23 protein-coding genes are annotated in these 24,213 nt (G+C 55.6%); 18 read left to right on the top strand and 5 right to left on the bottom strand.

From position 1 onward, the window contains the following. On the bottom strand, positions 1 to 284 hold a 284-nt coding region (locus tag QZP87_RS10140), incomplete at its 3' end, for a hypothetical protein (RefSeq protein WP_291322802.1). A gap of 159 nt (positions 285 to 443) precedes the next feature. Here QZP87_RS10140 and QZP87_RS10135 point away from each other — a divergent pair. From QZP87_RS10135 to selD, 3 genes are all read left to right on the top strand, one after another. Further along, complete coding sequence (locus tag QZP87_RS10135; protein ID WP_291322801.1) at positions 444 to 932, top strand: MGMT family protein; 489 nt, start codon at positions 444 to 446, stop codon at positions 930 to 932. 125 nt (positions 933 to 1,057) lie between these two features. Next, entirely contained in the window at positions 1,058 to 3,505 is a 2,448-nt protein-coding gene (lon, locus tag QZP87_RS10130) for an endopeptidase La (RefSeq protein ID WP_291322800.1), read from the top strand. A gap of 146 nt (positions 3,506 to 3,651) precedes the next feature. After that, complete coding sequence (gene selD, locus QZP87_RS10125; protein ID WP_291322799.1) at positions 3,652 to 4,710, top strand: selenide, water dikinase SelD; 1,059 nt, start codon at positions 3,652 to 3,654, stop codon at positions 4,708 to 4,710. 29 nt (positions 4,711 to 4,739) lie between these two features. Here the strand turns inward: selD and QZP87_RS10120 are convergent, their stop codons facing one another. From QZP87_RS10120 to pilB, 4 genes are all read right to left on the bottom strand, one after another. Next, a complete protein-coding gene (locus QZP87_RS10120; RefSeq protein WP_291322805.1) occupies positions 4,740 to 5,681 on the bottom strand; it encodes an aminotransferase class IV in 942 nt (313 codons plus the stop codon). 118 nt (positions 5,682 to 5,799) lie between these two features. Next, positions 5,800 to 6,825: an aspartate-semialdehyde dehydrogenase gene (locus QZP87_RS10115; RefSeq protein ID WP_291322798.1), complete on the bottom strand. Its 1,026-nt coding sequence runs from the start codon at positions 6,823 to 6,825 to the stop codon at positions 5,800 to 5,802. Between the two features lie 137 nt (positions 6,826 to 6,962). Further along, the gene (locus QZP87_RS10110) at positions 6,963 to 8,168 is read right to left on the bottom strand and encodes a type II secretion system F family protein (protein ID WP_291322797.1); all 1,206 of its coding nucleotides are present in this window, start codon (positions 8,166 to 8,168) and stop codon (positions 6,963 to 6,965) included. A gap of 13 nt (positions 8,169 to 8,181) precedes the next feature. Next, positions 8,182 to 9,876 carry a type IV-A pilus assembly ATPase PilB gene (gene pilB / locus QZP87_RS10105; RefSeq protein WP_291322796.1) on the bottom strand — a complete coding sequence of 565 codons (1,695 nt, stop codon included), beginning with the start codon at positions 9,874 to 9,876 and terminating at the stop codon, positions 8,182 to 8,184. On the opposite strand from pilB, the gene QZP87_RS10100 reads away from it, so the two are divergent. The 15 genes from QZP87_RS10100 to fdnG all read left to right on the top strand — a co-directional run bounded on the left by QZP87_RS10100 (position 9,875) and on the right by fdnG (position 24,182). Continuing rightward, positions 9,875 to 10,078, top strand: a complete 204-nt coding sequence (locus QZP87_RS10100; RefSeq protein WP_291322795.1) for a hypothetical protein — start codon at positions 9,875 to 9,877, stop codon at positions 10,076 to 10,078. The genes pilB and QZP87_RS10100 overlap by 2 nt on opposite strands. A gap of 194 nt (positions 10,079 to 10,272) precedes the next feature. After that, complete coding sequence (rpmH, locus tag QZP87_RS10095) at positions 10,273 to 10,407, top strand: 50S ribosomal protein L34 (protein WP_291322804.1); 135 nt, start codon at positions 10,273 to 10,275, stop codon at positions 10,405 to 10,407. Further along, on the top strand, positions 10,395 to 10,796 hold the full coding sequence (gene rnpA / locus QZP87_RS10090) for a ribonuclease P protein component (protein ID WP_291322803.1): 402 nt from the start codon (positions 10,395 to 10,397) through the stop codon (positions 10,794 to 10,796). Before rpmH ends, rnpA begins: the two co-directional genes overlap by 13 nt. Further along, complete coding sequence (gene yidD / locus QZP87_RS10085; RefSeq protein ID WP_291322794.1) at positions 10,796 to 11,059, top strand: membrane protein insertion efficiency factor YidD; 264 nt, start codon at positions 10,796 to 10,798, stop codon at positions 11,057 to 11,059. The genes rnpA and yidD overlap by 1 nt, the downstream gene beginning before the upstream one ends. After that, on the top strand, positions 11,046 to 12,824 hold the full coding sequence (gene yidC / locus QZP87_RS10080) for a membrane protein insertase YidC (protein ID WP_291322793.1): 1,779 nt from the start codon (positions 11,046 to 11,048) through the stop codon (positions 12,822 to 12,824). Before yidD ends, yidC begins: the two co-directional genes overlap by 14 nt. A gap of 453 nt (positions 12,825 to 13,277) precedes the next feature. Further along, a complete protein-coding gene (gene jag / locus QZP87_RS10075; RefSeq protein WP_291322792.1) occupies positions 13,278 to 14,201 on the top strand; it encodes an RNA-binding cell elongation regulator Jag/EloR in 924 nt (307 codons plus the stop codon). A gap of 1 nt (position 14,202) precedes the next feature. Then, the gene (gene mnmE, locus QZP87_RS10070; protein WP_291322791.1) at positions 14,203 to 15,600 is read left to right on the top strand and encodes a tRNA uridine-5-carboxymethylaminomethyl(34) synthesis GTPase MnmE; all 1,398 of its coding nucleotides are present in this window, start codon (positions 14,203 to 14,205) and stop codon (positions 15,598 to 15,600) included. A gap of 3 nt (positions 15,601 to 15,603) precedes the next feature. Beyond that, positions 15,604 to 16,713: a lipid-A-disaccharide synthase gene (lpxB, locus tag QZP87_RS10065; RefSeq protein WP_291322790.1), complete on the top strand. Its 1,110-nt coding sequence runs from the start codon at positions 15,604 to 15,606 to the stop codon at positions 16,711 to 16,713. A gap of 1 nt (position 16,714) precedes the next feature. Then, complete coding sequence (locus QZP87_RS10060) at positions 16,715 to 17,704, top strand: Gfo/Idh/MocA family oxidoreductase (protein ID WP_291322789.1); 990 nt, start codon at positions 16,715 to 16,717, stop codon at positions 17,702 to 17,704. A 30-nt stretch (positions 17,705 to 17,734) separates the two neighbouring features. Further along, the gene (locus QZP87_RS10055) at positions 17,735 to 19,036 is read left to right on the top strand and encodes a DegT/DnrJ/EryC1/StrS family aminotransferase (RefSeq protein ID WP_291322788.1); all 1,302 of its coding nucleotides are present in this window, start codon (positions 17,735 to 17,737) and stop codon (positions 19,034 to 19,036) included. Between the two features lie 10 nt (positions 19,037 to 19,046). Continuing rightward, a complete protein-coding gene (locus QZP87_RS10050; RefSeq protein ID WP_291322787.1) occupies positions 19,047 to 19,292 on the top strand; it encodes a hypothetical protein in 246 nt (81 codons plus the stop codon). 13 nt (positions 19,293 to 19,305) lie between these two features. Continuing rightward, positions 19,306 to 20,262 (top strand): hypothetical protein, encoded by a 957-nt coding sequence (locus tag QZP87_RS10045; protein WP_291322786.1) that lies wholly within the window; start codon positions 19,306 to 19,308, stop codon positions 20,260 to 20,262. An 86-nt stretch (positions 20,263 to 20,348) separates the two neighbouring features. After that, positions 20,349 to 20,681, top strand: a complete 333-nt coding sequence (locus tag QZP87_RS10040; RefSeq protein ID WP_291322785.1) for a hypothetical protein — start codon at positions 20,349 to 20,351, stop codon at positions 20,679 to 20,681. A 290-nt stretch (positions 20,682 to 20,971) separates the two neighbouring features. Beyond that, entirely contained in the window at positions 20,972 to 21,157 is a 186-nt protein-coding gene (locus QZP87_RS10035) for a hypothetical protein (protein WP_291322784.1), read from the top strand. 25 nt (positions 21,158 to 21,182) lie between these two features. Next, a complete protein-coding gene (fdnG, locus tag QZP87_RS10030) occupies positions 21,183 to 24,182 on the top strand; it encodes a formate dehydrogenase-N subunit alpha (protein WP_291322783.1) in 3,000 nt (999 codons plus the stop codon). Positions 24,183 to 24,213 lie beyond the last annotated feature (31 nt).

Below are 24,213 nucleotides of genomic sequence, written 5' to 3'. Positions count from 1 at the left end.
GTGCCTGTCCCCAATTGAGATACCATACTGTATTTAATAAGTTTCGCTGTAGTGATAGGAACGCCCGCCTTTGTTGCACACCAGGACAATGGTTCCAGCCCCGGGCACCTGGTGCAGATTTGCATCCAGGGTTGCGGTCTGGAATTATTCCTTTTCTCCGGGTGTTTTTCCACCAGGGGCGCCGCATTGTCCGCACCACGGCAGTCCATGAACACTACATCCCGCCCCTCGCTTTCCTGCCACAGCCCGGCGAACTCTCCCCATGCCTCTGTTGCGGCCTGCAAGGTTGTTTTCCGCCGCCTGTCCCAGGTTGTACAGACCCGGGATAGGCCCTGTATCCTTCTCCACTGCCGGTTCCAGATACAAAAGATCATTTTCCGGCTAAGAATGGGATCTAAAGACTTTTTTCAGCTCACTCGTGTTACACCCTGGGGGTTACTATAATGCAGGAATACCTTATCCATTCGCAGTTCACCCTGATCATAACCTGGAATAAAGACCTTATTGAGCGCACCTCCCTGCTGCCTCCCGGATCAGGGACCGCAAATTGCAAGCAGGGTTTCAGCAGGCCATCCAGGGTGCTGCAGGCCCTGAACCGATGTTATCTGGAGCAAAAAAATGCACTCTGGCTGGATGCTCCACTGAACTGGAAAAAACTTCCCCCTTTCCGGGCCAGAGCTCTGAAAACCCTGTTATGGCTCATACCATGGGGCAGGACCGTGACTTATTCCGGGCTGGCCGCCATGTGCGGCAATCCCCGTGCGGCCAGGGCCGTGGGTACAGCCATGGCCGGTAATCCATGGCCGGTAATCATTCCCTGCCACCGGGTGATAAGAGCAGGCACTGGACTTGGCGGCTTTTCCAGCGGAACAGATTTCAAAAAAAGGCTTCTTGCTCTGGAGACTGCTCCTTTGGGCTGCTGCATGTCTTGAAGTCAAAATTTTTCTTTTTTGTTGCCAAAATAATGACCAGTGATTAGTATTGAAACTGTCTCCGAATCAACAATCATACCGGGGGAATAATTATCCCCCTTAAAACTGGATAACGAGGTGCCTGAATGACAAAAAAAACATATTCTAAAAACCCAAAAAACAAGGGCGAAAGACTTCCCTTGATGACCCTCCGGGAAGTGGTCATGTTTCCCAAGGCCATCATCCCCCTGCTGGTGGGACGCGATTCTTCCATCAAGGCCATAGAGTACGCCTTGAACAACTACAACAAAAAGATTTTCCTGGTTACGCAGAATGATCCTCAGATGGAAAAACCCTCTTCAGAAGGGATCTATTCCTGCGGTTGCGTAAGCCGGATTCTGCAGATGTTCCGCCTGCCCGATGGTACTGTCAAGGTCTTGTTTGAAGGCCTGCACCGGGCCGCAATAAACCCTGACAACGTTGACTTTGAAGTGGTGGTTCCTGAAGTAGACGCCTTTTTCCTGCCGGAAGAACAAAGCAACCACTCCGAAACCGCGGCCCTGGTCCGGGCCACACAGGAATCCCTGGTGGAATACTCCAAGGTCAACAACAAGATCGCCAAGGAGTCAGTGCAGTCCATCCAGAATATGAGCGACCCCGGGGCCATAGCTGATGCAATAATGCCCCATCTCAAGGTGGACTTTAACGAAAAGCAGGAAGTCCTGGAGGAATTTGATCCCTTCAAGCGCCTGCAGATGGCTTTCGCTCACCTGCAGGGTGAGATCGAGGTCTTTTCCCTGGAAAAAAAGATCAAGTCCAGGGTCAAGAACCAGATGGAAAAGAACCAGAGGGAGTATTACCTTTCCGAGCAGCTCAAGGCCATCCACAAAGAAATGGGGCGCGATCACGATCCCAAGGCCGAACTGGATGTGCTGCAGGAAAAGGTGGACCAGAAAAACATGCCTCAGCAGGCCAAGGACAAGGCCTCGGATGAAATCAAAAAACTGCGCAGCATGCCCCCCAATGCCGGGGAATACAGCGTGCTCATGAATTACGTGGACTGGGTCCTGTCCCTGCCCTGGAACGAACTCCGGGAGACGGACACCGACATCTCCAAAGCGGAAACTATCCTGGATGAAGACCATTACGGCCTGGAAAAGCCCAAGCAGAGAATCCTGGAATACCTGGCCGTTCAGAGCCTGGTGGAAAAAATGCGCGGGCCCATCCTGTGCCTGGTGGGACCGCCGGGCGTGGGCAAGACATCCCTGGCCAAGTCCGTGGCCCGGGCCACCCAGCGGGAATTCATCAGGCTGTCCCTGGGCGGCGTGCGCGACGAGGCCGAAATCAGGGGACACAGGCGCACCTATGTCGGGGCCATGCCCGGCAAGATCCTGCAGAGCCTGAAACGGCTGGAAACCAACAACCCGGTTTTCTGCCTGGACGAGGTGGACAAGATGAGCATGGATTTCAGGGGGGACCCATCAGCAGCACTGCTGGAAGTACTGGACCCGGAACAGAACTCCGCCTTCAGCGATCATTACCTGGACCTGGATTACGACCTGTCCAACATCTTCTTCATCACCACGGCCAACTACCTGCAGGCCATTCCAGCGCCCCTGCAGGACCGTATGGAAATAATCAAGCTGCCCGGTTACCTGGAAACCGAGAAAAACAGGATCGCCAGGCATTTCATCTGGCCCAAGCAGCTCAGGTATCACGGCCTGGAAGACAGGCAGGTCTCCATTTCCGAAGGAGCCATAAATGAAATAATCCGGCAGTACACCCGGGAGGCCGGGGTGCGCAACCTGGAGCGTGAAATCGCCTCCATCTGCCGCAAGGTGGCCAAGAAAAAAGTCGAGGAAAAAGCCCAGAAGGACAAAACTGTCCGGGTCACGGCCAAGAGCGTACCCACTTACCTGGGCGTATCCAAAATCCGCCACGGCGAGCGCGAGGACAGGCCTTTGGTGGGTGTAACCAACGGTGTGGCCTGGACCGAGGTAGGCGGGGAAATCCTCCTGGTGGAGGTGGCCCTCATGCCCGGCACGGGCAAGGTGGAGATCACCGGCAAACTGGGTGACGTCATGAAGGAAAGCGCCAAGGCGGCACTCAGCTATGTGCGCTCCCGCTCGGATATATTCGGCCTCAAGCCGGATTTTTATAAAGAAATCGACGTCCACGTGCACGTCCCGGAAGGGGCCACCCCCAAGGACGGCCCCTCAGCCGGCATCACCCTGACCACCAGCCTGGTATCCTCCCTGTTGAACCTGCCGGTGCGTAACGATCTGGCCATGACCGGGGAGATCACCCTGCGCGGCAGGGTCCTGCCCATAGGCGGACTAAGGGAAAAGCTTCTGGCCGCCAGGCGCGGTGACATAAACAAGGTCATCATCCCCGAAGCCAACCAGAAAGACCTGCAGGAAGTCCCGGACAATGTGCTCAAGGGCCTGGAGGTCATGCCGGTACAACACATGGATGATGTCCTGGCCGAGGCCCTCATGGGCACTACCCGGGAAGACCTGTTTTGCGGGGATGCAAACATCACCCCCATCTCCTCCAAGCTCATGAAGGAAGAATACCAGGAACAGGCCCAGTAAAAAGAATAATAAACCGCAAAAAGCCCGGAGATACTTCTCCGGGCTTTTTTTTTAGGCCTGCGTATTGATATTTTCAATAGCAATCCAGGCTTTCTATTGATATTTTAAATTGGACTGCCGGATTCTTTCCGGGTTACATACAGGATATGAACATATCAAACCTGGATACAAAAAAACGCCTCACGGAAACCGTCAAAGGTGCCGGCTGAGCTTCCAAGCTGCCTCCAGGGGACCTGGACAAAGCACTGCACGGACTCAAGTTTCCCACCGATGACAACCTCATAGTGGGCCTGGACCGGGCCGACGACGCCGGGGTATATAAGATATCCGATGATCTGGCCCTGATCCAGACCGTGGATTTTTTTACCCCCATCGTGGACGATCCCTACTGGTTCGGCCAGATCGCCGCAGCCAATGCCTTAAGCGATGTCTATGCCATGGGCGGAGAGCCCAGAACCGCCATGAACCTGGTGGGTTTCCCCCTGGGCAGGATGGATCTGGAAGTCCTGCGCCAGATCCTTATGGGAGGCCTGGACAAGATGCGCGAGGCGGACACCGTCCTGGTGGGAGGGCACAGCGTGGAGGACGCTGAGCTCAAATACGGCCTGTCAGTAACCGGTTTTGTGCATCCGGACAAAGTCCTGACCAAGAAAAACATCCAGGCCGGGGACCGGCTCATCCTGACCAAGCCCCTGGGCACGGGCATAGTCAACACCGCCATCAAGGGCGGAGCGGCCTCCCAGGAACATATTCAGAAGGTCACCAGACTCATGGCCGAACTCAACCGGACAGCAGCCGAGGTCATGCGGGACTACAATATTCACGCCTGTACAGATATAACTGGATTCGGTCTGCTGGGACATATGGCCGAGATGCTCTGCGGCTCAAAAGTCAGCCTGAGAATTGATTTTGGCAGCCTCCCGGTCCTTCCCGAAGCCCTGGAGTTCGCCTCCATGGGCTTGGTGCCCGCAGGAGCGCACAAAAACCGGCAGTTCCGGGAAAATATCGTGGAATACTCAGAAGGAATCACCCCGGCCAAACGCGACATCCTGTTCGACCCCCAGACATCCGGCGGCCTGCTCATCTGCTGTCCCCCGGACCAGGCCCGGGACATGCTCCAGCACCTGCATTCCAGAGGCCTCTATGAAGCCGCCATCATGGGCGAGGTTGTCTCCTCCCCCGGGGAGAAGATTATTGTAGATTAAAGTGGGGTTCGGGCCTGCTCTTTAATAGCTTAAAACTGTACCCCGTTTTCCTGCAGGTCCCGCACCAGCAGTTCGCGCATTCGCCTGCTCACCGGGCCGGGGCGGACGTCGTGGATGGGTTTGCCATTGTAGCGCACCACGCTCATGGCATCCAGGGTGGTGCCAAGCAGGATCACTTCCCTGGCTTCGTAGATCTCTTCCTCGCTTATGGGCCGAAACACGAACCTGACTTCGTCCTTGATCAGTTCCAGGGCGCGCATGAGGGTGGTGCCCGGCAGGGCATTGTTCAGCTCCGGTACCAGAATGCGTCCATCCTGGTCCACCACCACCACGTTTTCTATGCAGCCTTCAGCTAGAAATCCGTGCTGATCAAAGCAGAGCACAAAATCGCAGCCTTTATCCACGGCCTCCTTTTTCATAAGCACATTGGGCAGGTAGTTTACGGACTTGATCCTGGCCATGAAGGACGGCTTGGCCGGATGCTGGGACTTGCAGGCCCGGACCCCTTTTTCCCACATGCTTGCCGGCAGATGGTTGAACCTCCTGGCTACGATATACAGGCTGGGCCAGGGGCATTCGCGGTAGTCAATGGCAAACCCGCCGGGTCCGCGGCCCACAAAAATGCTCAAGTATCCATCATCCCGGCCTCCCACCCGGGCGGTCTCCCGGACCAGTTCCCGGATCCCGGACCAGGACAGGGGCGGGGTCATGAATATGGCCTTGCAGTTCTTTTCCATACGCTCCAGGTGGGCCTCAAGCTGATAAATCCTGCGACCCAGATACTTGACCGTCTCAAACACCCCGTCTCCCCGGTGAATCATGTGATCGTCCAGGGGAATGAGCATCATCCTGGGATCCTTGCAGAACATCTCCAGGCGATGGTCATAAAATGCGAATATGTTTTCCTCCCCCGGACGGGGCAGGGAAAGCAGCTTGTCCAGGTATTCCTGGCTGGATGCTGTTTGGACCACTTTTCTTGTCTCCAGGATAAAAAGGGGGAAGGGATGAAAGCCCTCCCCCTGAATTCTCTCTTCCGACCCCCGACGTCCGACATCCGACATCCGACCTCCGACATCCGACATCCAATTCCTACGGCACCCTGACCAGGTCCTTGACCAGCAGAAACTCTGCAATCTGCACTGCATTCAGGGCCGCCCCCTTGCGGATATTGTCCGCCACCACCCACATGTCCAGGGCGTTTTCGGTGCTCTGGTCCTCGCGGATGCGGCCCACAAAGGTCTCGTCCTTGCCTGCTGCAAAAAGGGGCATGGGATAGATCTTTTCCTCGGGATTGTCCATGACCCTGATCCCCGGGGCCTGTGTGAGAATGGCCCGGGCCTCTTCCCGGCTTATTCTGGACTCGGTCTGGACATTGAGGGATTCGCTGTGTCCGAAAAACACCGGCACCCGGACCGTGGTGGCTGTCACCCTGATGCCCTGATCACCCATAATCTTGACGGTCTCGTTGACCATCTTCATCTCTTCCCTTGTGTAACCGTTGTCCATGAAGGCATCCAGATGCGGGATGCAGTTGAAGGCTATCTGATAAGGATATACGCTGGGGGTGACTTCTTCCATATTGAATAGCTGCTTGACCTGAGTCTCCAGCTCCTTGACCGCCTTCTGCCCTGATCCGGACACCGCCTGGTAGGTGGAGACCACAACTCTCTTTATCCTGCTTACATCATGCAGGGGTTTTAGGACCACCACCATCTGGATGGTGGAGCAGTTGGGATTGGCAATGATTCCCTGATGCTTTTCCAGGGCTTCCGGGTTCACCTCGGGCACTACCAGAGGTACACTGGGATCCATGCGCCAGAAGCTGGAGTTGTCCACCACCACGCAGCCGCTCTGTGCGGCGATGGGGGCGTACTTTTCAGAGGTACCCCCGCCTGCGGAAAATATGGCCAGATCAACTCCCTTGAAGGAATCCTCGGTCAACTCCTGTACAGTAAGCTCGCTGTCCTTGTATTCTAGCTTGCTGCCGGCGGACCTGGACGAAGCCAGGGGGATGACCTCCCTGGCCGGAAAATCCCTCTCGGCCAGGATCCTGAGCATCTCTCTGCCCACTGCACCGGTGGCCCCTGCTACGGCCACTACCGGATTTCTGCTCATTTTGTCCTCCTTTTGTAATTTATTGTGCTTCTGAGTTGTCCGACCCGTCCGACCTGTCTGACCCGTCAGACCTGTCCGACATGTCAGACCTGTCCGACATGTCAGACCTGTCCGACCCGTCAGACCTGTCCGACCCGTCATGCCACCACATCCGCAATCTGAAATATAGGCAGATACATGCTGATGACCAGACCGCCCACCACTACGCCCAGAAAAACGATCATAATGGGTTCCAGGAGCGAGGTCAAAGTATCCACGGCCACATCCACCTCATCATCGTAAAAGTCGGCTATCTTTTCCAGCATGCTGTCCAGGGCCCCGGTGGTCTCCCCGATGGAGATCATCTGGGTGACCATGGGTGGAAATATGCCGGTCTCGGACAGGGGCTCGGCCAGGCTCTGCCCCTCGGTGATGCTCTGCTTGGCCTCCTGCACCGCATGCTCCACGCTTTTGTTGCCGGCGGTGCGCGAGACAATGTCCAGGGCGCTGAGGATGGGCACACCCGATGAAATCATGGTGCTCATGGTCCGGCTGAACCTGGCCACTGCCACTTTGCGCAGAAGCGGCCCGAAAACCGGAGCATGCAGGATCCATTCGTCAATCAGGATCTTGCCCCTTTCGGTGCGGTAAAAAAGCCGTATGCCCAGGACCGTACCTATCACTCCCCCCAGAATCCACAATACGTTCTGAGATACGAACCGGCTAAGGCCTATGACAAACTGGGTGGGTGCAGGCAGGGCCCCGCCAAAGTCGGCGAACATCTGCTCAAAAGTGGGTATGACGAAGATCAGGATAATGGCTATCACCGCCACGGCCACGGTGATGATCACTCCCGGATAAATAAGCGCGCTCTTGACCCTGGCCTTGAGCCTGGCCGCCTTTTCAATGTAGCGGGCCAGGCGGTCCAGGACCAGGTCCAGGACTCCCCCGGCCTCTCCGGCATCGACCATGTTGGTGTACAGGTCGTCGAATACGTCGGGATGTTTTTTCAGGCTGTCATAAAGAGATGACCCTCCCTCGATGTCGTTTTTGACCTCGTAGAGCTTGCGCCGCAGGATCTTGTTTTCGGTCTGATCACACATGACCTGCAGGGCCTGCAGGATGGGCACCCCGGCGTTTATCAGGGTGGCGAACTGCCGGCTGAATATGACCATATCCCTGGAAGTAACCCGTCCTTCCAGAAATGTGCCCTCCAGGATATCCCTGGGCTTGGGCTTGACCTTGATATCCTTTAACCCTCTGCGCTTTAATACCGTCTGGGCCATATCCAGGCTGGGGGCATCCAGATCGCCCTTGAGCTTTTTTCCGGACTTGCTGGTGGCCTTGTAAAGAAATATCGGCATACTTAAGTCCGCCCTAGTTCACGGTTACTCTGAGCACTTCCTGGGCCGAGGTCATGCCCTGGGACATCTTTATCAGCCCGCTCTTGCGCATGGTGATCATGCCCTCTTCCACGGCGGTCCTGCGAAGCTCCAGGTCGCTTTTCCCGGCCAGTACCATTTCCTGGATCTTTGCGGTATTGGGCATGACCTCATACACCCCGGTACGTCCCCTGAATCCGGTACTGTTGCACTCCTGGCAGCCCGCGGCCCGAAACACCCCGCCCTGTTCAACTTCCTGCGGATCCATGCCCATGGCCTTAAGGACCTCCAGCTCATGCTCCGCAACCCTGCAGGCAGGGCACAATCTGCGCACCAGGCGCTGGGACATGATGGCGTTTATGGAAGAAGCCACCAGAAAGGAGTCCACCCCCATGTTCAGAAGCCTGGTCAGAGTGCTCGGGGCGTCGTTGGTGTGCAGGGTGGCCAGGACCAGGTGCCCGGTCAGGGCGGCCTTGACTGCAATCTCTGCTGTTTCCAGGTCCCGGATCTCCCCCACCAGGATGATGTCCGGATCCTGGCGCAGAAAGGAGCGCAGCACCGAGGCGAAAGTAAGCCCCACCCCTTCCTGTACCTGCACCTGGTTTACACCATGCAGGCTGAATTCCACCGGGTCCTCGGCAGTGGAGATGTTCACCCCTTCCTGATTGAGCTCCATGATGGCCGAATACAGAGTGGTAGTCTTGCCCGATCCGGTGGGGCCGGTGACCAGAACCATGCCGTAAGGCATTGTTATGGCCTCCTGAAACACCTTCAGGGAATGGCCCTCCAGGCCCAGGTCGTGCATATCCACCTGGAGCATGGACTTGTCCAGGATGCGCATGACCACCTTTTCCCCGAACAGGGTGGGCAGGATGGACACCCTGAACTCTATTGGATTACCCTCTGTAGAGCGGACCTTGATGCGTCCGTCCTGGGGCAGGCGCTTTTCCGCGATATTCAAGTGGGACATGATCTTGAGCCTGGATATAAGGGCGTTTTTCATGCGGATGGGTGGACGCATGACCTCGGTGAGCATCCCGTCCAGGCGCAACCTGACTCTGAAATCCTTTTCATAAGGCTCGATATGGATATCCGAGGCCTTCTTGCGGATGGCCTCCTGAATTATCAGGTTGACCATCTTGACCACGGGGGCCTGGGAGGCCGCCTCCAGACTGGAGGTCTCGTCCTTTTCCGGCCCTTCCCCGGCATCCGGACCCTCTTCTGCTTCCATCTGGGCCAGGATGTCGTCCATTCTGCCGGTATCCCTGTCTGCCAGCCTGTCTATAGCCCTCTGAATGGAAGACAGAGTTGCCAGGTGCGGCAGGACCTCCATACCGGTCATGAACTGTATATCGTCCAGAGCAGTTATATTGTCCGGCTCGAAACAGGCCAGGTAGAGCCTGTTCTGGTGCACACAAAAAGGTATTGCCTGGTACCTGGTCCAGGCGGATCTTTCCAGCTGCCCCAGGATCTCCCGGGGAATATGCATGCAGGAAGGATCTACAACAGGCATGCCCAGGTGCATGGCCATGAAGTCGCGGTAATGTTCCTGGGTTATGATCCCTGTCAGAAGAGTGGCTTTGGCAAAATCCACTCTTTTTTCGCCCTGAAGGACCCTGGCCTTCTGGACCTGCTCAGGTGTCAGGCCTGCCCATTTAATGAGTTCGTCAACCATGGATGATGGATGCATGCTTCCCCTGATGGATGGCGTTACTGTAGTCTTCTCAACGGAGTATCTGTTCAGCGCTTTGGAAGTGGCATGGGGACTGGCTCTCCCCGCACTTATTTTTAAACATGTCAATCATCCTTCAGAAAAAAAAGTGCGGGGGTGCCTGTCCCCTGCTCTCGATAAAAGCACTAAACAGATACTCAACGGACAACTTCTTTTTTGATAACCCAATACGATATCAAAAGCAATGCGTGCTGTGCAGAACCGCTGTCATTCTTTAAGTCTTCTTTGCCCGCGGGTATCTGTTCAGCGCTTTCCTTAAAAAGTGCTGAACAGATACGCTGCGACATCGGGGTTGACTAAAATCGCGCCAGAGGTTAAACAACTCTTTTAATTTTTTGTAAGGAGACTTGACCCATGAAAAGAACATATCAACCAAGCAGAATCAAACGCAAAAGGACTCACGGGTTCCGCGTACGTATGCGCACCAAGAGCGGCAGGACCATCATCAACAGAAGACGGGCCAAGGGCAGAAAACGATTGGCGGTTTAAAATTTCACAAGCACCTCAGGCTGGTCAAACGATCCTGGTTCAAGACCTGCTACACCAGCGGCAAAAGATATCACACCAGACACTTTATCATTTTCGTCCTGCCCAACGGACTGGACCATTGGCGTCTGGGCATCACTGCAAGCAGAAAAATCGGGCCGGCAGTGCTTCGCAACAGGATCAAACGCCTGGTGAGGGAGACTTTCAGGCTTAACCAGAGTCAGGTTCCACTGAATGCTGATTATGTAGTAGTCACCAAAAAAAGAGACGATCTTAAACAACTGAACCTGGACATGGTGCAGGAACAAATCCTGCGTTTTTTCAGGCATATCCGGCCCCGGACCCCGGACCAGCCGGATGCCCGCCCATTACAGGACTACTCCGGGTACTGATGCGTTACTTACTAATTAAACTGATACTGGCTTATCAGTGGGTTTTATCCCCGCTTTTACCGCCTGCATGCCGATTTATCCCTACATGTTCCGAATACGCCAGGGAATGCCTGCTGCTTCACGGATCAGGCAAGGGGATGATTCTGGTTTTTTTCCGACTCCTGAGGTGCAACCCCTTCTTTGCATCAGGCCTGGACCCAGTGCCTGAAAAATTCTCTCTCAAATCCATCCTGGGAGCAACTAAAGAACATGGACATACATAGAGTACTGATTGCCGTTGTTTTATCCCTGGCGGTCCTTGTGGTCTGGAACCTTATGTTTCCTCCGCACTCACCAGACCGGGAGGAAGTCCGGGAAGAAGAACGTCTGGAAGAACCCACCCCGGCGGATCCGGAGCCCCGTCCGGATGTGGAAGTTACTGAGAGGGATCCCTGGGATACCGCACCGGTAGATATGCCGGGATTTGAGGCTGTTGAAGGCGAGCAGATCAAAGTGGATACCCCCCTGTACCAGGCCACTTTCAACAGCGCCGGAGGCATCCTGGAACACTTTGTTCTCAAGGAGTACAAGCAGGAGATAGACCCCGACGCCCCCAAGGTGGACCTGGTGACGCCGCGCTCCCTGGTCCGCGGACCCATGGGCATAACCTGGAACCGTACACCTACCTGGACCCATGGGGACTGGTCTCTCAACGGAGAGGACCTGTCACTGGAGCAGGGACAGGAAAAAACCCTGACCTTCACCGGGCATATGGGCGGGGTCATGTTCATCCGGGAAATGACCTTTGTAGGGGACAACTACAAAATCGAAGAAAGCCTGCAGGTGGTGAATACCACCCAGGCCCAGGCCTCCGGGGAAATTGCAAACATCCTGGCCAGCCCGGCCTTTTCCGACAACCGCTTAAACCCCACCCGGGTGGGCTACTATGACCAGGAGGGCTTAAGCCACGAGCGCGAACGAAACCTGAGAGAGGGTATCAGCAAAAACACCGGGATCCAGTGGGCCGGAATAGTGGACCACTATTTCATGCTTACCCTGGTGCCTGCTTCAACGGACGTCCGTTTGCAGGCTGATTACCGGGATGAGCTTTTCCAGCTCTCCCTGAGCAAAACCATGTACCTGGAGCCCGAGGCCTCCAGGACCATGAACCAGATATATTACCTGGGTCCCAAGGACAGGGTATACCTGGAAGGAGCTCCCAACAATCTGGAAAAGTCCATTTACTATGGCTGGTTCAACATCCTGGCTCAGCCCCTGATGTATGTCCTGAATTTCTTTTACCAGTATACGGCCAATTACGGAGTGGCCATCCTGCTGCTTACCCTGGTCATCAAGATTATCTTCTGGCCCCTGTCCCACAAGAGCTACAAGTCCATGAACCAGATGAAGAAGCTGCAGCCCATGATGACCAAGATCCGGGAAAAGCACAAAGATGACCGCAAGGCCATGAACGAAGAAATGATGCGGCTTTACAAAACATACAAGGTCAACCCGCTGGGCGGTTGTCTGCCCATACTTGTGCAGATACCGGTGTTCATTGCCCTTTACCAGGGACTGCTGGGATCAGTGGAATTGCGACATGCACCTTTTATCAGCCACATTCCCTTTACCGACATTGTGTGGCTGGCGGACCTGTCCGCCAGGGACCCCTTCTATATCACCCCGCTGCTCATGGGCGCCACAATGTTTCTGCAGCAGCGCATGGCCCCGGCCCCGGGCGATCCGCTGCAGGCCAGGATAATGCAGTTTCTGCCCCTGGTATTCATCTTTATCTTCATCACCTTCCCTTCGGGGCTGGTCATCTACTGGCTGGCCAACAACGTATTGTCCATCGGCCAGCAGTGGTATATGCTCAAGTCCGCCGACGTTCCACTGCAAAAGGCCGAACAGAAGGCTGCCGAGAAAGCGGAACAGCGCTCCAAAAACAAGGAAGACAAGGACGGCGCCCGGGAGGAATCCCCTGGTGCAGAACAGAAATCACAGCAGAAAAAGTCCACTTCCGGAAAAAAGAAGAAGAAAAAGAAATAATTGATGTAACTATTCACCCTGAATCCGCAATCAGGCGCTTTATCCAGCAGAAGCAGATGGTGAATAGTTACTAATTGATAACACTACTTAACCAGCCTGCTCTTTGAAAAACGGTCTGAAAAAATACCTTCAAGCCGGACAACAGCCTCCGGCGTCCGGGGTTCTACCGCACATACAACACCCTGGAACCCTTTCCTTCGCATGCCTGGACCAGCGTTCAAAACTGCAGGTGTTTAACACCTGCATCAACACTGCAGGGAAACTTATTTTGACCTCCGGGGACCCGCTCTTTTGCCGCCTGAATTTTGAGCAGTTGACAGTTTTCAACCGGCAAGTGTGCCTGTCCGCAAATTGAGCTTTGCTTTTAAGCTAAAAGTTTCACTGTAGTATCCACCAGGCGGTTTTTTCGGATCGTGCCATGGGCACATGGCTATTCATGCCAAAGGAGTCTACATGAACAACTTTATAGAATTTTCCGGCAGAAACGTAGATGATGCAATAAACAGTGCATGCAAGTATTTTCATATCCACCGCGACCAGCTGGAAATAGAAATCGTCAGCGGCGGATCATCAGGCATTTTCGGCCTGGTAGGTGTAAAAAAGGCCACTATAAAGGCCAAGCGAAGGAGCAGGGAAGAGAAAGAATCTGCGCAGAACCAGGCTGTACCTGAACCAAAACCGCAAAAAAAGCCTGAACCTGTGCCGAAGCCGAAGCCGGAGCCTGAGCCTGAGCCTGAGCCTGAGCCTGTGCCCGAGCCCGAGCCTGTGCCGGATGCAGACCGCAAGGCATCCCGGGAACATCCAGGCGACCTGCCCATGTTTGACGAGGATGCCGAGGAAGAGCCCGGGGAACATGCAGCCAGCAGCCTGCAGCCGCCTCCCGACCAGTTCATCCAGGAACTTGTACACCGCCTTTCCACCCCCCTTGCCCCGGACGTGGAGATCAAGCTCCGCCATGACACCCAGCCCCTGACTGTGGTGATTCAGGACAGCAGCAGTACCGGCATCCTGCTGGGCAGAGACGGACAGACCCTGAGCGCCCTGCAGTACATAGCCAACCGAATCATTGCCAAGAAGTATCCCGGAGCAGCCAGGATCCAGCTGGACACAGAAAACTTTCTGGAAAAACAGGCTGAAAAACTGGAGAAAAACGCCCATCAACTGGCCCAGAGAGCCATCAGGGCCGGCAAAACCATGAGTACCAGGCCCCTTAGTTCCTATCACCGCCGCATTGTACACCTGGCCCTGCAGGGTGAAAACAAGATCCGCACCAAGAGTAAAGGGGACGGCCCCATGAAGCGGGTCCTCATCATGCCCAAGCAGTCAGGGCGTAAAAAAAAGCAGCAGCAACCACAGCAGAAACAGCAGCAGAACTGACATGTCCTCCGGGGATTCATCCCGCAGTTCCGGGACCACCATTGCAGCCATAGCCACGCCCATGGGCCGGGGAGGGGTGGGCATAGTCCGCATGAGCGGTCCTGACAGCCTGGACATCGCAGAAAAGCTCTATGTACCCGGACCCAGGTTCAAGGGTTTCAAGGCTTACAGGCTGCATTACGGCTGGATAAAAAACAGACGGCAGCAGGTCCTGGACGAAATCCTGCTGGCTTATATGCCGGCACCTTATTCCTATACCCGGGAAGACGTAGTGGAAATTAACTGCCACGGAGGACCGGCAGTCCTGGAAGGCGTGCTGGAAGCCCTGCTGCATGCAGGCGCGGAACCTGCAGCCCCGGGTGAATTCACCAAACGGGCCTTTTTAAACAACCGCATGGATCTGACCCAGGCTGAAGCCGCCCTGGAAATCATCAACGCTCCTACTCAGGAAGGAGCCCTGCTGGCGCGGGACAAGCTCCAGGGACACCTCAAAGACCGGGTGGAATCTCTGCGACAAGGTCTGGAAGAACTCAAAAAAGAACTCTGTCTGGCTGTGGATTTTCCCGAAGAAGACCTGGAATGCCTGCCCCTGGAAGACCTGGCAGACAGAGTCACTGCCTGCATGCAGGTAATTGACGAACTGGTACTGGCCTTTGAGCAAAACAGGGTCTTCAGCGAGGGGGCCCTGGTGGTCCTGGCCGGCCCGGTCAATGCCGGCAAGTCCAGCCTGATGAACGCCCTGCTGGGCAGGCAGCGGGCCATAGTCACCTCCATTCCCGGCACCACCAGGGATTACCTGGAAGAGCTCATCAACCTGCAGGGCCTTCCCGTACGCCTGGTGGACACCGCCGGACGAAGGCCCACCCGGGACAGAATAGAAATGCTGGGGCTAAAGACCAGCCGCCAGCTCATCAGCCGGGCCGACCTCTGCATCCTGGTCCTGGACGCCGGGCTGGAACCCGCCCATGAAGACCTGGCCATCCTGGAAGAAGTAAGTCCCGGTAAACTTGTCCTGGCAGCCAACAAGTGGGATCTGGTCCGGAAAACACCTGCCTGGTGTGAGGCATTAAGACAAAAAGGCCTGGAAGTAATCCACATTTCCGCCCTGCACGGTGAAGGTCTGGAAGAGCTCACCAGGGGCGTCAGGGCCAGAATCCTGGGTGACAGCAGGCTTGAGGCCTCATCTTCCCTTGCGCCCAACCTGAGGCAGAAAACCGCCCTGGAAAAGGGCCGCAAAGAGCTTGATCTTCTGGTCCGGGATGCCCGCCAGGGAACCCCCTACGACCTCCTGGGAGTGAGGCTGGATTATGCCTGCTCCTGCCTGGATGAGATTACCGGGCGTATTGCCACAGATGACATTTTAAATTCCGTATTCGAGAACTTCTGCATCGGAAAATGACCCATGCCCAAATCAGTCTGGATCAATGTCTGTGAGTCCTCGGCAGACGCATACGGGGCTCTTCTCATGCAGGAGTTGCAGCGCATAACCCCGGGTATCCGCATCATGGGCATGGGCGGCAGGGCCATGCGCCGGCAGGGACTGGAGACGGTTTACCGGGCCGAAGACCTGTCCCTTGTGGGAGTGACCGAGGTTTTCACTGCCCTGCCCAGGATTGCAGGTTACCTGCAAAGAATAAAGCATCTGCTGCGAAAAGAGCGTCCCGGGGTCCTGGTGCTCATGGACGCTCCGGATTTCAATTTCAGGCTGGCCCGGGAAGCGCAAAGACTGGGCATCCCGGTCATTTACTACATTGCCCCCCAGGTGTGGGCCTGGCGCAGGTCCAGGATCAAATTTCTCAAGGAATTCGTGCACCGGGTGGCCTGCATTTTTCCCTTTGAACAGGAATTTTTTCTGAGCCGCGGCGTGCCGGCCCGCTATGTGGGCCATCCCCTGCTGCAGCTTATGGATTTGCCGCAGCTTGAGCATTTACGCACTGATGACAACATGATTGCCCTTTTGCCCGGCAGCCGCAGACGGGAAGTAACCTCCCTGCTGCCTGTTTTCACCGAGGCGGCTCAAGAACTGAGCACAATCCGTCCGGGTTTGAAATTCGGCATTGTGCAGGCCCCCGGGATAAGCAGGGACTTACTGCAAAGCCATTCCATGGATCTGCCCGGGCTGGAGTACATATCATCAGAATACCGACACAGTTATCTCAAGTCCTGCAGCATGGCTCTGGCCGTCTCGGGCACCATCACCCTGGAATGCGCCCTTCTTGAAGTTCCGGCCATTGTAGCATATAAAGTGTCCTGGCCAAGTTACCTGTTGGGCAGGGTGCTTATAGACGTACCCTACATCAGCATGCCCAATCTCATTCTGGGAAGAGGCGTCTTCCCGGAATATATTCAAAACCATGCCTGCCGGAAACAGCTCCTGCAAGCAGCCCGCAACTGGCTGGTAAACCCAGACGAAGCAGACGCTGTGCGTCGGGAACTGAAAAAAGTGAAAAACCTCCTGGGCGATAGAAACGCCACCCGCACTTGCGCTGAAATGATACTGGGAGCAATGTAAGATGGACAAGCTGGATCTTGGAATTATCGGGGTGGGTCATCTGGGCAGCATCCATGCAAAGCTGGCGGCACACTCGGAAAAAATCAACCTGGTGGGGGTATTTGACCTGGACCGGGAGCGGGCCGAAACAGTAGCCCGGGACTGCCAAGTGCCCAGCTTTCAGGAGCTGCAGCAACTCTTGCGGAAATCCCGGGCCGTGAGTATCGTGGTACCCACCAGCGAACATCACAGCGTGGCCATGCAGGCCCTGGAATCGGGCTGTCACATATTCCTGGAAAAACCCATAGCCTCCAGCGTGGAGCAGGCCCGCAGCATAGTTGACCAGGCCCGGCAAAAAGGCCTCAAAATCCAGGTGGGCCATATCGAGCGCTTCAACCCGGCCATGCTGGCCGTAAGAAATTACCCCCTGAAACCCATGTTTATTGAGGCTCACAGGCTTTGCAGGTTCAATCCCAGGGGATGCGACGTAAGCGTGGTCCTGGATCTCATGATTCATGATCTGGATCTGATTTTATACATGGTCAAGAGCCCGGTCACTCACGTGGACGCTTGCGGGGTGGCGGTTGTCTCCAGGGAGGAGGATATCGCCAATGTCCGCCTCAAATTCGCCGGTGGATGCGTGGCCAACATCACCAGCAGCCGCATCGCCCTGAATCCCATGCGCAGGATGCGTCTCTTTCAGCAGAACCAGTACATCGCCCTGGATTTTATGGATAAAAAAGCCGAGATCTTCAAACTTGCTGATGATGCCACCGCCCGGCATCCCTCCGGACTGCACATGCCGGTCAGCCGTATCGGGGTGGGAGACAGTGCCCGGGATATAATTTATGAAAAGCCCTCCCCCCCTGAAGTCAACTCCCTGCAGATGGAGCTGGAGGAATTCGCCAGGGCGGTTCAGCTGGACCTGCAGCCCGAAGTACCCGGGGAACAGGGGCTCATGGCCCTTGAAACCGCCGCCGATATCCTGGATCAGATCGCCAGGCCGGAATAAACCCGGAATAATGAACAGCCGGAGTATTGATTGAGCATACCATTTATTGACCTTAAAACCCAGTACAGGCGCATCGAATCTCAGGTAAAAGAGGGGCTGGAACGGGTCCTGGCCCACGGAGCTTACGTCATGGGGCCTGAAATCGCCGAATTGGAAAAGGAACTGGCGGTTTTTTGCAATGTGGAGCATGCCGTGGCCTGCTCATCAGGAACCGATGCCCTGCTGCTTTCCCTCATGGCCAAAAACATAGGCCCTGGGGACGCGGTCCTGACCACGCCTTTTACTTTCTGCGCCACGGCCGAGGTCATAGCCCTTCTGGGAGCCACACCGGTATTCGTGGATATTGATCCGGCCACCTTGAATATTGATCCAGACCGACTCAAGCCGGCCATCCAGGCCCTCAAGTCCGCCGACCCGTCCATACATCCCCTGCCCCGCCAGGCGAAATCGGTTTATTCTTCAGGTAAGGAACCCAGTGTCCCGAGCAGCAAACCCGGGGAAACCCCCCTTTTCTCCACGCCCCAAGTCCGGGAACAGCACCCTCTTCCCCATGCTCCATGCCCCATGCCCCATGCCCCACTCGTGCCCAAAGGCCTGATCAGCGTGGATCTGTTCGGCCTGCCCTGTGATTATGAGGCCATCAGTTCCATCCTGCGGGAAGAAGGCCTGTGGCTGCTGGTGGACGCTGCCCAGTCCCTGGGCTGCGCATACAGGGGCAGGTCCACCTGCAGCCTGGGGGATACCGCCTGTACCTCCTTTTTTCCGGCCAAGCCCCTGGGATGCTATGGAGACGGCGGGATGTGTTTCACCAATGACTTCGGGCTGCACCAGGAATTGCAATCCCTGCGGGTGCACGGTCAGGGCCAAAACAGGTATGACAACGTCCGCCTGGGTCTGAATGCCCGCATGGATACAATGCAGGCCGCGGTTCTGCTGGCCAAACTGCGCATATTCCCTGAAGAACTGCAGCAGCGAAACGAAGTGGCCCAGGCTTACAACAATCTTTTGCAGGATTCCCCAGGCATAACTGTACCGGCCGTTTTTCAGGACCGGCAAAGCGCCTGGGCCCAGTACAGCTTACTGGCCCGCGACCATGAGCACCGCCAGGCTGTATTTGACAATCTGAAAAAGCATGGGATTCCATGGGCGGTTTATTACCCCAGACCCCTGCACCTGCAGGATGTTTTCAACTATCTTGGATACAGTCCAGGTGATTTTCCAGTGAGCGAGGAAATGTCTAATAGGATTTTCAGCCTGCCCATGCATCCCTACCTGGACCGGAAAGACCAGGAAAAAGTGGCCCGGGCGGTAATTGAAGGCAGCAGGAGGTAGAGAAATGGCCATGCAGGACAGAATTTTCACTCTGGGTCTTTCAGTAGAAGCAGTTTCCCTGTACCTGATACTTCACGACCTGGAATTTCACGATATGCCTCTGAAGCGTGAAAACATAGAGCCCCGCTGGAATGCCCCCCCGCAGGCCCTGGAACATGCCCTTGACGAGCTGGCCATGCACCAGGTGGTGCAGGACAAAAGCGACCCGCTTACCTTAAATCCCCAGGAGGCATGGACCCCTTCCAGGTCTGCTTAGCCTTTCCGTTTTTATGCTAACCCTTTACGAACTCTGGTCCGGTCTGGGATATCCCCTGCTGAAGATCTGCATCTTCATTGCCCTGGGGGTTTTTGTGGGCAATCTCATAGAGTCCATGAACTGGACCAGGTTCATGGCCCGGCTAGCCGCCCCCCTGACCCGTATGGCCAGACTTCGCGACGTCTCCGGGGCCAGTTTTTCCATGGCCTTTTTCTCCGGCATCACCGCCAATACCATGCTGGCCGAGGCCTACTCCCAGAATAAGCTCACTTACCGGGAACTGGTCCTGTCCAACCTGTTCAACTCCCTGCCTACTTACTTTCTGCACCTGCCGACAACTTTCTTCATCATGGTTCCGCTTATCAAGGCCGCTGCCCTGCCTTATCTCCTGCTGACCATCATTGCAGCCCTTTTGCGCACCCTGGTGGTGGTCGTCCTGGGACGCTTCATCCTGAGTCCAAAGCCGGAACCATGCGTGGAGTGCCAGCTTCCCGGCGAGGGAAAGCTCAACTGGACCGAGGTGCTGGCCAGGGTCTGGAAACGCTTCAGATTCAGGTTCAAAAAGATTATTATCTTCACCGTGCCCATCTATACCCTTTTTTTCATCCTGCAGCAGGCCGGATTTTTCGACTGGGTGGAAGAAAATATGGCTGAATACGTGCATTTCATGGCCTGGCTCTCCCCCCAGGCCTTAAGTATCGTGGTCCTGCAGCTGGCTGCGGAGCTGTCGGCCGGGCTGGCTGCAGCCGGGGCCATGCTGGACAGCGGGGCCCTGGGAGTGCGGGAAGTGGTCCTGGCCCTTCTGACAGGCAATATCCTGTCCTCGCCCATGCGCGCCATTCGCCATCAGCTTCCCTACTATGCAGGCATCTTCAACCCCAAACTGGCCGTAAAGCTCATATTCTACAACCAGAGCCTGCGGGTGGGCAGCCTGATCCTGGTTGGAGCCCTTTATTATCTGGTCACCTGAATCCGGAACAAATACATATGTCCTGTTATTATCCCGGATTGCACGTGACTGCTTCTGATGTTAGACTGCAAAAAAAGGAGGGCGGTATGCACCTGGTTGTTCCAGGACTTAAGCACCTGTTCCTGCTGGTCATGCTCCTGAGTTTATCCTGTACGCAGCAGCCGGACATGGCCGGTACATACACGGAAAAAAACGGGGCAACCTCCGGCATGTCTTCAGTCATCAAACTGCATCCCGACCACCAGGGATCATGGAAGACTGAAATCGACACGCTGACCTTTGAGTGGCAAACCACCAACGGCGAGATTCATTTCCAGACCCGGGCCATGGACACCCTTTCCGGCCAACTGACTGACACTGGTTTCACAATCAGGCTTCCCCACAACGAAACCCTGAGGTTTGAAAAAAACTCCCCCTGACTGCTCACTTAAGGATTATCCAGACATCGCCAGCTCAAGTCCTGCACGGCCGAACTCCCGCACCCTCAAGACAGTCCAGCCTGACCCACTGATTTATCTGCGTCCACATGACAAAAAGTAATCAACTGATGGTCATTAATACTTTTCCAGATGTCACGTGAATTATCTAACAATTACTCTTGACACGTTAAAATAAACATAATAAACATTAAGCACACAAGCAGGAAATGCTTGTTAAATCGGCTGTTGGGAGCTTTTTAGAATTTCCAAACCCACTTGGGGAAAAACCCATGCAAAACAGCAACTTTCCATTTTTCGGTCTGGGATTTGATTTAGGCCGGGCGGTATTCAAGGCCCGGACAATATCTATCTTCAGGCCGCCGGTCTTCGAGGAACAACCTTTTACCCCCCGTTCCTTTCTCCCGTCAGGATTTGACCTCCAGGTCATGCTGAACCGGGAGACGGGAGGCAGTTAATCTCAACCATCAAGCAGGAGGGATTATGAAATTAGGTCGAAGGGAATTTATTAAACTTTCGGCGACTGCGACTGCAGTGACCGCGTTTGCCGGTCTGGGCATTAGTCTGCAGCCCACCACGGCCAAGGCCCAGTTGCTGAATATTCACTGGGCCAAGGAAACCACCAGCATCTGCTGCTACTGTTCAGTGGGCTGCGGCGTGCTGGTGCACACCGACAAGTCCTCTACGGGCCGCTGCATCAACATTGAAGGCGATCCGGATCATCCTATCAACGAAGGCGCCCTGTGTGCCAAGGGAGCTGCGCTGTACCAGGTGGCGGAAAACGAAAACCGCATGACCAAGGTCCTGTACCGCGCCCCTTACACAGACAAGTTTGTGGAAGCCCCCTGGGGCTGGGCCCTGCAGCGCATTGCCGAGAAGGTCAAGGAAGCCCGTGACGAGACTTTTGTGCAGCAAAACGCAAACGGGCAGGTGGTCAACCGCACCGACGGCATAGCCCACGTGGGTTCCGCCGAAATCGAGAACGAAGAAAACTGGTACCTGCAGGCGATGCAGCGCGCCATGGGCCTGGTGTACATCGAGCACCAGGCGCGTATCTGACACAGCGCTACTGTTGCGGCTCTGGCAGAGTCGTTCGGACGCGGCGCTATGACCAATCACTACAACGACCTGATGAACAGTGATTGCATTCTCATGATGGGGGCCAACCCCGCGGAAAACCATCCCATTTCATTCAAGTGGGTCATGAAGGCCAAGGAAAAGGGCGGCAAGCTTCTCAGTGTGGACCCCCGCTATACTAGAAGCTCCTCCAAGGCAGACCTTTACGTACCCATGCGCTCGGGTACGGACATCGCCATTCTGGGCGGCATGATCAAGTACATCCTGGACAACAACCTGTACTTTGAGGAATACGTCAAGAACTATACCAATGCCTCATTCCTGGTGAATCCTGATTACGGCTTCGACAATGGCCTGTTCACCGGATGGGACGCGGACAAAGAAGCTTACGACAAGGATACCTGGACCTTCCAGATGGATGACGACGGCATCCCCAAAAAGGATCCCACCCTGCAGGACCCCAACTGCGTGTTTCAGCTCATGAAGAAGCACTATGAGCGCTACACCCTGGACCGGGCATCCGAGACAGCAGGATCACCCAAGGACAAGCTGGAAGAATTCTACAAGATGTATTCAGAGACCGGCGCTACGGACAAGGCCGGGACCATCATGTACGCCATGGGCTGGACCCAGCACACTGTGGGCGCACAGATCATCCGGACCATGGCCATGATCCAGCTCCTGCTGGGCAACGTTGGCGTGGCCGGCGGCGGAGTCAATGCTCTGCGCGGCACTTCCAACGTACAGGGATCCACGGACCAGGCCCTGCTGTTTCACATAATCCCGGCGTATATGCCCACCCCCAGGGCCAATCTGGCCACCTTAGACGATTACAATGCCACAACACCATCCACCAACGATCCCAAGAGCGCCAACTGGTGGCAGAACCGGCCCAAGTACATAGCCAGCCTTTTAAAGGCCATGTATCCTGACGCCGACCCCAAGGACAGCTACAACTGGCTGCCCAAGCTGGAAGTGGGCCAGAACGCTTCATGGCTGGTGCTTTTCGACCACATGCACCAGGGCAAGTTCAAGGGCTTTTTTGTCTGGGGCATGAATCCTGCTGCCAGCGGAGCCAACGCCAGCAAGACCAGGGAAGCCCTGAGCAAGCTGGACTGGATGGTGTCGGTCAATGTGTTTGATAATGAGACCGCTTCCTTCTGGAAAGGACCCAACGTGGATCCCGGCAAGGTCAAGACAGAGGTTTTTGTTCTGCCTCCGGCTGTGTTCTGCGAAAAAGAAGGCTCGGTATCCAACTCCGGCCGCTGGATCCAGTGGCGCTACCAGGGTCCCAAGCCTCCTGGACAGTGCGCCCGTGACGGGGACATCATGCTGGAGCTCTTCTCCAGAGTACGTGCCCTGTATGAAAAAGACGGCGGCGTGTTTCCCGAACCCATCCTGAACCTGAATCAGAAGGACATTGCCAAAGAGGGCAAGCAGTTTCCGGAGAGGTTTGACGTGCAGAAAGTGGCCAGGCTCATGAGCGGCTACGATGTCAATACCGGAAAGCAGGTGGCCAACTTTACCCAGCTCAAGGACGATGGATCCACCGCCTGCGGCAACTGGCTGCACAGCGGAGCCTGGACTGAAGACGGCAATCTGATGGCCAGACGCGACAAGACTCAGACCGATATGCAGGCCAATATCGGCCTGTTCCCCAACTGGTCCTTCGCCTGGCCGGTGAACAGAAGAGTCCTGTACAACCGGGCCTCTGTGGACCAGAATGGTCAGCCCTATGCCCCGGACAAGGCGGTCATCAAATGGGACGGCGACAAATGGGTGGGCGACGTACCCGACGGCGGCTGGCCGCCCAGTGAAAGGCATCCCTTTATCATGCGGGCCGAAGGCTACGGGCAGTTCTTTGGTCCTGGCATGGCCGATGGTCCTTTCCCGGAACACTACGAATCCATGGAGTGCCCCTTTGAAGAGCACCCCTTCTCTGATCAGCTGCACAGCCCTACTGCCCTGTACTTCGAGGAGGAGCTTGCAAAGCACGCTGTGTGCGATCCCCGCTATCCTTTTGTGGGCACCAGCTACAGGGTGTGTGAGCACTGGCAGAGCGGGATCATGACCCGCTGGCTGCCGTGGCTGCTGGAAAGCATGCCCCAGAACTTTGCGGAGATAGATCCGGAACTGGGCAGACTCAGGGAGATCAAGAGCGGAGACAGGGTCATCGTGGAAAACCTGCGCGGCCAGATCGAATGCGTTGCCATTGTCACACCGCGTCTGCAGCCCCTGAACATCATGGGCCAGACCCTGCATCAGGTGGGCACCACCTGGCATTACGGCTGGGTGCACCCCAAAGACGGCGGCGATTCAGCCAACCTGCTGACCCCGTCCGTGGGTGATCCCAACACGTTTATCCCGGAGACCAAGACCTTTATGGTCAACATCCGCAAAAAATAAGGAGGTCTGATTTATGGGTAAGGGATTTTTT

It is taken from the genome of Desulfonatronospira sp., from assembly GCA_003563255.1.
Classification (GTDB): domain Bacteria; phylum Desulfobacterota; class Desulfovibrionia; order Desulfovibrionales; family Desulfonatronovibrionaceae; genus Desulfonatronospira.
The sequence above is the reverse complement of the archived record's forward strand: the minus strand, read 5'-3'. Positions and strand labels throughout refer to the sequence as shown.